Genomic DNA, 236 nt, shown 5'->3' on the forward strand with positions numbered 1-236 from the left:
CAGCACCTTGCGCTTGGCATTGGCTGGCAGCCCTCTGGTCTGGCTGATGCCAACCGTCACATCGCCTGCTGCCAGCAAATCCGGTATGCGCCAGTAATCCACATGCTGCACAACCACCACCACGTTCGGCGCCTCCACCCGCAGGGCCCGCAGCAGTGGCGGCAGCAAGCCCGACTCCACGTCATCGGACAAACCGATGCGAAACGTCATGTTGCTGGTCGCCGGGTCGAAGTCAT

1 protein-coding gene is annotated in these 236 nt (G+C 62.7%); it reads right to left on the reverse strand.

Annotated features, from left to right (window positions below):
- Positions 1-236, reverse strand: a 236-nt coding sequence (locus tag SB765_RS33720) for a LysR substrate-binding domain-containing protein (RefSeq protein WP_410933049.1), incomplete at both ends; no start/stop codon positions are given.

The organism is Pseudomonas sp. SIMBA_067 (genome assembly GCF_046534675.1).
GTDB classification, from domain to species: domain Bacteria; phylum Pseudomonadota; class Gammaproteobacteria; order Pseudomonadales; family Pseudomonadaceae; genus Aquipseudomonas; species Aquipseudomonas putida.